Genomic DNA, 7,085 nt, shown 5'->3' with positions numbered 1-7,085 from the left:
AAGCGGTATTGCCTTTCATGATTGATAAAAATGAAGGTCATATTGTAAATATGGGCTCTACGGCTGGTATTTATGCATATCCAGGCGGCGCTGTTTACTGCGCTACAAAGGCCGCTGTTAAGACATTGAGCGATGGTATTCGCATGGATACGATTGCTACAGATATTAAGGTTACAACTATTCAACCAGGTATCGTAGAAACACCATTTAGTGAAGTACGCTTCCACGGTGATGCGGAACGAGCAAAATCTGTATATGCTGGTATTGAGGCTGTTCAACCAGAAGACGTAGCCGATGTAGTATTGTATGTAACAAACCAACCTAAACGCTTGCAAATCTCTGATGTAACCATCATGGCGAACCAACAAGCAGCTGGATTTATGGTGCATAAGAAATAGTTACTTGAAATCCTATATCAATTAGGGTATACTTGTTGAGTGCATTTTGATAAATATAATTTTACAAAACTTATTTTCGGAGATTGTTGTTATGACAACAAGGATAAAGATATTATTAGTGGCTTCTTTAGCATGGGCAACTATTGGTTCCTATAGCATTACTAATGCTCATAATCCATCCAATGGAGGCGATTCCATGCCTATGACTGGTGGAATCTCAGTTGAACCTGCAGAACCCAATTTTATTATGCCAAGTCCTGTACATGTGTTTACCACAGTTAAAGAAGCAGCGGACTATATGAATATAACACCACAGATGCCAAAGCTGTTACCTGTAGGCTTTAATATTCAATCTGTCATAACCTTAGAGAAAGATATATTACAAGTTGTTTATGTCTATGAACCTGGTGCGGAGCCATATTACAACAAAGCTGGTGGTGCACTGATTATATATCGTTCATCTAAGTTAACTGGTGATATTAGTGGTGACCGTAAGATTCATAAGGTGATAGAAACTGAACGTGTAGATGGAACAAAAGTTACTTTCAAAGGCAGTGACAAAATGGTCAATCTTGCATTGTGGATGAAAGATGGGCAGAATCACTCGTTAGAGTTTCAGCATCCCGTTACGCGAGATATGGCGAAGGCTATGATTCGTAATATTGTTGAAGAAAAATCACATACAAAATAAATGTGTTTTTAATAATTTTTATGTTACGTGAAGGGAGATTATACCCATGGTTAAAAAATTTGTATTAATGGCAGTTGCTTGTGCTTGTGTAGGTTCTTACACTGTTGCTGGTGCACAAGGTACTCTTGATGTAAAACCAGATCCAGCTAAACCTATGGTAGCAGAACAGTCAGCGCCTATGGTTGGCATGCCAAATCCTATTCATGAGTTTAGCACTATTGATGAAGCTGCTAAATATATGAATATTACACCTCAATTGCCTAAGGTATTGCCTGTAGGCTACAATATTGAGTCTGTCAGCACTATCGAAAAAGATGTATTACAAGTAGTTTATGTATACCAAGCTGGTGAGGATGCGACTCGTAACCAAGCGGCAGGTAAACGTATCGTGTATCGCGTAGGAACTACAAAAGGTGATATTAGTGGTGATCATAAGGATTATCGTGTAACAGCTACAGAAAAAGTAAACGGTACAAAGGTTACTTTCAAAGGTGGCGAAAAAATGGTATATCTCACAGGTTGGACGAAAGATGGCCAAACTCATGCGATGTATTTTGAACGCCCTGTAACTCGTGATATGGCTAAAGCAATTATCGCAAATACAGTAGCACCTAAACTACATACAAAATAAAAGGTTCAGCCTAGTGGGATAGGCATGCGGGATGTAGTGAAACACTCGCATGGACTTTGTAAGGGTTATATAAGAAGCGGCTCCTCATATGAGGGGCCGTTTTTGTTGGTATGCAAAACTTTCATAATGATAATCAGTCTAATATACCTCTATGGGTATACATATATATACAGAGCATTGATAGAATAGAAATATAGTTATTTTATGTTAAGAAGGCAGGTGATGGATTGTATCGATTACTACTACAGCGTTTGGTGAGTATAGTTGGTATTTTATTAGTTGTTACCATCGGTACATTCGTATTGATTAAATTATCGCCCATCGATCCTGTGTCGATGAAGTTTAACCTCGTGGGAGCTACGCCTGATCCTGTACTAGTCGCTCAATTACGGGAACAGTTAGGTCTCAATGATCCGTGGTGGCAACAATATATGCGTTGGCTTAGTCAAATTATACGTGGTGATTTTGGGGAATCTATCCTATATTCGATGCCTGTAGCAACCTTGCTATCAGGGGCGTTGCCTAATACATTGGGTCTCGTCTCATTGTCACTTATTATGGGGATTATTGTAACTATTCCTCTAGGAATGCTGTCTGCAACGTATCAAAATTCTTGGGTGGATCATGGCGTTCGTCTATTGACATTTTTAGCCTTGGCCATCCCTAGTTTCTGGGTTGGCCTATTATTGTTGTACTTATTTGGCGTTAAATTGCAGCTTGTATCAGTTACGAATACAAATGGTTTCTCTGTGTATATTTTGCCAGCTGTGACATTGGCTTTATGGTTATGTGGATTATATATCCGTCGCTTACGGAATGCTATTTTAGAGGTGTCTCGACGCCCCTTTGTACAAGGTGCACGTGCCCTGGGCTTGCCGGAGTGGATGGTATATATCCGATATATCTTCCCACATGTAGGGCTCATGTTACTCCCTATGATGGGCGTAACGATGGGCGCTATGCTTGGAGGATCTGCTGTTATTGAGACGGTATTCGCCATTAAGGGCATTGGCTATATGATGGTACAAGGTATTATGGCTCGCGACTTTGTATTGATGCAAGGCTATATCATTTGGATTACGATGGTGTTTATTATTATCAATATCATCATTGATGCATTGAGTTATTGGCTAAATCCAAAACGCAGGGCCGCTATACAAGGAGGCTCTTATGAATAGACAAAAGCCGTATACCTTATATCTTATGTTGTGCTTAGCTACTCTATGGATTGTATTATTTTTATGCGCTCCCTATATAGCACCCTTTGACCCTGAAACAACTAGTATCCCCGACCGTTTACAAGATATCAGTAGTACCCATTTATTGGGGACTGACCAATTGGGCCGTGATGTGTGGTCTCGTATTCTCTATGGTGGTAAAGCATCTTTAGGGATTGCTTTCACTATTATTGGTATTAGTGGCGCTATCGGCATCGTCATCGGTGGCCTTGCAGGATTTTCTACGCCTCGTATCGACCGCTGGCTATCCCGCTTAATCGATTTGGTCCTAGGATTCCCGAATATGGTGATTGCTATTGCGTTCATCGGTATCATGGGGCCTAGCATTCCGAATGTCATTATTTCGCTGTGTATTACAAAATGGGCAGAGTATGCGCGCATCACGCGAGGTCTCGTACAAATCGAGCGTCATGCGGAGTATATTACCTTTGCTCGTATGTCGGGCGCATCTAATCTGCGTATCCTGTGGCGCTATATGTTACCAAATGTACTGCCACCGCTCTTGATTGTTATTATTCAACATCTCGGAGACGCTATCATCTTGGTTGCAAGTTTCTCACTCATTGGTATCGGCGTGCAACCACCAGATCCAGAATGGGGCACAATCTTATTAAGTTCTCGAGATTTTTTACAAACGGCGCCGTGGCTACTCATATATCCAGGGTTTGCCATTTTCATTACCGTTGTCTTATTTAACTATATTGGCGATGCGTTACGCGATGCACTCGATGTCTCTCAGTAACCGCGCTGTGTATAGATTTTTATTGTGAAAGCCCTAGCAGGCGCTGTATTTTTAAAGGAGAAATTATGAAACGTTGGTTATTAGTATGTTTAGCCATGTTGTCTATGGTAGCCCTCTTGACAGGTTGTGGCAGTAATACCGCTCAACAAGGCAAACAAGGAAAACACATGAATGTTGGCCTGTATTGGTTTGGTGAAACATTAGATCCAACTCATGAGTGGGATGCATGGACGTTGACACGTATCGGTGCCGGTGAAACATTGGCAACTGTAACACCAGACATGAAATTCACCCCACAATTGGCGGATTCTTGGGAAAATGTGGACCCTACTACATGGAAGTTCCACATTCGTGAAAATGTTAAATTCCAAAATGGCACACCTATGACACCACAAAAGGTAAAAGAGTCTATCGAGTACACTATGAAACAAAGTGCTCGTTCTGCAAAAGCTGTTAAGATTGAGTCTATCACTGTAGATGGTCAAAACTTGATTATCAAAACGACAGAACCTAATGGTTCCTTGTTGTCTAGCTTAACTGAACCTGCATTTGTCATCATGGACACTGCAGATCTTAAAGACGTAGCGACAAAACCTATTCTTACAGGTCCTTACAAAATTAAATCTTTCACAAAGGGTGAAACTATTGAGCTAGAAGCCTTTGCAGATTACTGGGACGGCAAGCCAGGCCTTGATACTGTAACAGTGAAAGACATCGAAGACAATAACAAACGCGCAATGGCATTGCAATCTAAAGATGTAGATGTTATTCAAAAAGTAGATTCTGCTAACCGCAGCTTGTTTAAAGATGGTTTCAATATTCAAGACATCGCTGGCGTACGTGTTTTTATGTTAAAAATGAACCAAACTGCAGCATCTCCATTACATGACAAAGCTGTACGTAATGCTGTTGCTCATATTATTAATTATGATTCTATGGCAAAAATTATCGGTAACGGTTCTACACCAGGTGCGGCACCATTCCCACCATCTGCTAACTTAGGCTATGACACAATTGCTAATAAAGCGACAACTGATGTGGCTAAAGCTGACCAAATCTTAACGCAAGCTGGTTATGCTAAAAATGCAAACGGCGTGTATGCGAAAGATGGTAAAGAGTTATCTCTAACACTAGCTGTATGGGGTAAAGACACAAGCATGTACGAAGAAATTCAACAAGAATTGAAACAAGCAGGCATTAATGTAACGCTTAAAAAACTACAAAGCCCTGACGAAGTGGATACACTTGGTACCAACGGTTTTGACTTGGTAGAACGTAATGTTATCACCATGTCTACAAACGACCCTTACTGGTTCCTCAGCTTGTTCTATAAATCCGGTGCAAAAGCAAATGTTGGCGCTTATTCTAACCCTCAAGTAGATGCGTTGATCGACCAATTGTCCGTAACATTTGATCAAAACGAACGCTCTAACATTGCTAAACAGGCTCAACAAATCTTGGTTGATGACGTAGCAGATATTTACTTGTTGTTTCCAAGTGCAACTGTAGTATCCACATCTAAGGTTAAAAATGTGCCAGTACATCCTATCGATTACTACTTATTAACAAAGGATTCTACTATTGAATAAATCTGATTGTATCGTATTTGACAAGGTTACAATTTCATACGGTGCGGAGCAAGCGGTACGCGATGTATCCTTCTCCGTGCCTAATGGTGAGGTCTTTGCCATCGTTGGTGAAAGTGGGTCTGGTAAATCTACGCTGGTCCGTGCCGCCTTTGGCATGTTGAAACAAGCGACTATAGCAGGTCAAATCTTGTTAAATGGCATCGACATTTCTACCTTGAGTGATGGAGATTGGCGCCAATTGCGTGGTACAGAAATTTCTATGATATTTCAAAATCCTAGTGCCTATCTAAATCCGAATCGGACCGTAGAAAATCACTTCAAGGATCTGTTCCGTGCTCATGGCGAAAGCTATGATGCTAGCCGCATTATCGATATGCTTGATCTCGTTCATCTCGATGGAGGAGACCGTATCTTACAGTCTTATCCATTCCAGTTGAGCGGTGGTATGCAGCAGCGATTAGCGATAGCTTTGAGCCTTATCCTAAAGCCAAACATCGTATTTGCCGATGAACCGACTAGCGCCTTAGATATACTCGTACAAGCTTCTGTGTTGGACCTATTGCGAGAAGTGACGCAAGCCCTTGGTGCAACAGTAGTCATCGTAACGCATAACATCAAGGCTGCAGCACGCATTGCAAATAGCATTGGCGTCATGAATAAAGGTCAGCTCGTTGAGGTAGGACCTACCGAAGCGGTTATAAACCAGCCAAAAGCTGAGTATACCCATGTATTGTTAGATTCCGTAATGAAAGTGGTGTAGTATGATTCAAGTTGAGCATGTATGTAAACAATATACGAACCACCATCATACGGTTCATGCCGTAAATGACGTATCTTTCTCTGTAGCGCCGAATGAACGCGTAGGCATTGCTGGCGGCAGTGGTTCAGGTAAAAGTACACTCCTCAGACTCATTGCAATGTTAGAAAAACCGTCTTCAGGTACTGTACGGCTATTCGGTGAGGATGTTACATCTATCCAAAACCATAGGGATATTTATCAATCCATGCAGATGATGTTTCAAAATCCTTTGGCAATCATTCCGCCACGGATGAACTTAGAAGCATTTATGTTGGAGCCGTATATCAACTATGGTCTTATGGATGTAGCTTCTGCAAAAGAAGATATATGCAAATGGATTCAACATGTAGATCTACCGGAATTGATTGTTCAAAAGTATCCTCATGAAGTAAGTGGTGGTCAGTTGCAACGCGTTGTACTGGCCCGAATTATGTTGATGCATCCAAAACTAGTACTTTTTGATGAACCTACATCAGCCCTTGATGCGGTGAACCAAAAGCTAGTATTAGATCTATTACAAAAATTACATCGGGAACAACCGTTTGGCTACGTATTCGTCAGCCATGATATAGGACTTTTACAAGCCGTAACAGATCGAATCATGGTTATGAAAGACGGACACATCGTTGAAATCATCGAATCAAAACGGCTTAAAGAAGCGGTACATCCTTATACAAAAGCACTTGTGGAAGCGAGTGAGTAAACAAAGAGGCTGTAGCAGAATGCACAAATGTATTCTGTTACAGCCTTTTTACTATTACTTCCTGTTTATTACTTTTATAAATTAATAATGCTAATATATGCAGGAAATCTTGTTTCTATGTAGAAATATATAAATAAGGTGAAGTATGTATTAATGTATAGGAGGTATTGTTATGGAATTTGAAGGCCTTATTAAATCACATGTACAAAGGATTAAGACTTTAAAGAATGACATTTTGACAGAAGAGGCAACAAAGACATCCCTTATTATGCCGTTCTTTAGAATTCTTGGTTT

The 7,085-nt window shown here is 40.7% G+C and carries 8 protein-coding genes; all 8 read left to right on the top strand.

What is annotated here, in order from left to right; translation table 11 throughout:
• Positions 1-398, top strand: a 398-nt coding sequence (locus QZ548_RS06530; protein WP_295869178.1) for an SDR family NAD(P)-dependent oxidoreductase, incomplete at its 5' end; no start/stop codon positions are given.
• Positions 399-489: 91 nt separating this feature from the next.
• On the top strand, positions 490-1,089 hold the full coding sequence (locus tag QZ548_RS06525; protein WP_295869177.1) for a hypothetical protein: 600 nt from the start codon (positions 490-492) through the stop codon (positions 1,087-1,089).
• A gap of 46 nt (positions 1,090-1,135) precedes the next feature.
• Positions 1,136-1,720, top strand: a complete 585-nt coding sequence (locus tag QZ548_RS06520; RefSeq protein ID WP_295869176.1) for a hypothetical protein — start codon at positions 1,136-1,138, stop codon at positions 1,718-1,720.
• Between the two features lie 227 nt (positions 1,721-1,947).
• Positions 1,948-2,898: an ABC transporter permease gene (locus tag QZ548_RS06515; protein ID WP_295869175.1), complete on the top strand. Its 951-nt coding sequence runs from the start codon at positions 1,948-1,950 to the stop codon at positions 2,896-2,898.
• Positions 2,891-3,700 carry an ABC transporter permease gene (locus QZ548_RS06510; protein ID WP_295869173.1) on the top strand — a complete coding sequence of 270 codons (810 nt, stop codon included), beginning with the start codon at positions 2,891-2,893 and terminating at the stop codon, positions 3,698-3,700. Before QZ548_RS06515 ends, QZ548_RS06510 begins: the two co-directional genes overlap by 8 nt.
• A 65-nt stretch (positions 3,701-3,765) precedes the next feature.
• Complete coding sequence (locus tag QZ548_RS06505) at positions 3,766-5,289, top strand: ABC transporter substrate-binding protein (RefSeq protein ID WP_295869172.1); 1,524 nt, start codon at positions 3,766-3,768, stop codon at positions 5,287-5,289.
• Positions 5,282-6,049 carry an ABC transporter ATP-binding protein gene (locus tag QZ548_RS06500; protein WP_295869170.1) on the top strand — a complete coding sequence of 256 codons (768 nt, stop codon included), beginning with the start codon at positions 5,282-5,284 and terminating at the stop codon, positions 6,047-6,049. The genes QZ548_RS06505 and QZ548_RS06500 overlap by 8 nt, the downstream gene beginning before the upstream one ends.
• Before the next feature lies 1 nt (position 6,050).
• Complete coding sequence (locus QZ548_RS06495) at positions 6,051-6,791, top strand: ABC transporter ATP-binding protein (RefSeq protein WP_295869168.1); 741 nt, start codon at positions 6,051-6,053, stop codon at positions 6,789-6,791.
• Positions 6,792-7,085: the final 294 nt, after the last annotated feature.

It is taken from the genome of uncultured Veillonella sp. (assembly GCF_915069625.1).
GTDB lineage: Bacteria > Bacillota > Negativicutes > Veillonellales > Veillonellaceae > Veillonella.
The sequence above is the reverse complement of the archived record's forward strand: the minus strand, read 5'-3'. Positions and strand labels throughout refer to the sequence as shown.

Excerpts from the sequence above, each read along its gene's own strand:
- QZ548_RS06525 (WP_295869177.1), top strand. The coding sequence starts at position 490 with ATGACAACAAGGATAAAGATATTATTAGTGGCTTCTTTAGCATGGGCA.
- QZ548_RS06520 (WP_295869176.1), top strand. The coding sequence starts at position 1,136 with ATGGTTAAAAAATTTGTATTAATGGCAGTTGCTTGTGCTTGTGTAGGT.
- QZ548_RS06510 (WP_295869173.1), top strand. The coding sequence starts at position 2,891 with ATGAATAGACAAAAGCCGTATACCTTATATCTTATGTTGTGCTTAGCT.
- QZ548_RS06505 (WP_295869172.1), top strand. The coding sequence starts at position 3,766 with ATGAAACGTTGGTTATTAGTATGTTTAGCCATGTTGTCTATGGTAGCC.
- QZ548_RS06495 (WP_295869168.1), top strand. The coding sequence starts at position 6,051 with ATGATTCAAGTTGAGCATGTATGTAAACAATATACGAACCACCATCAT.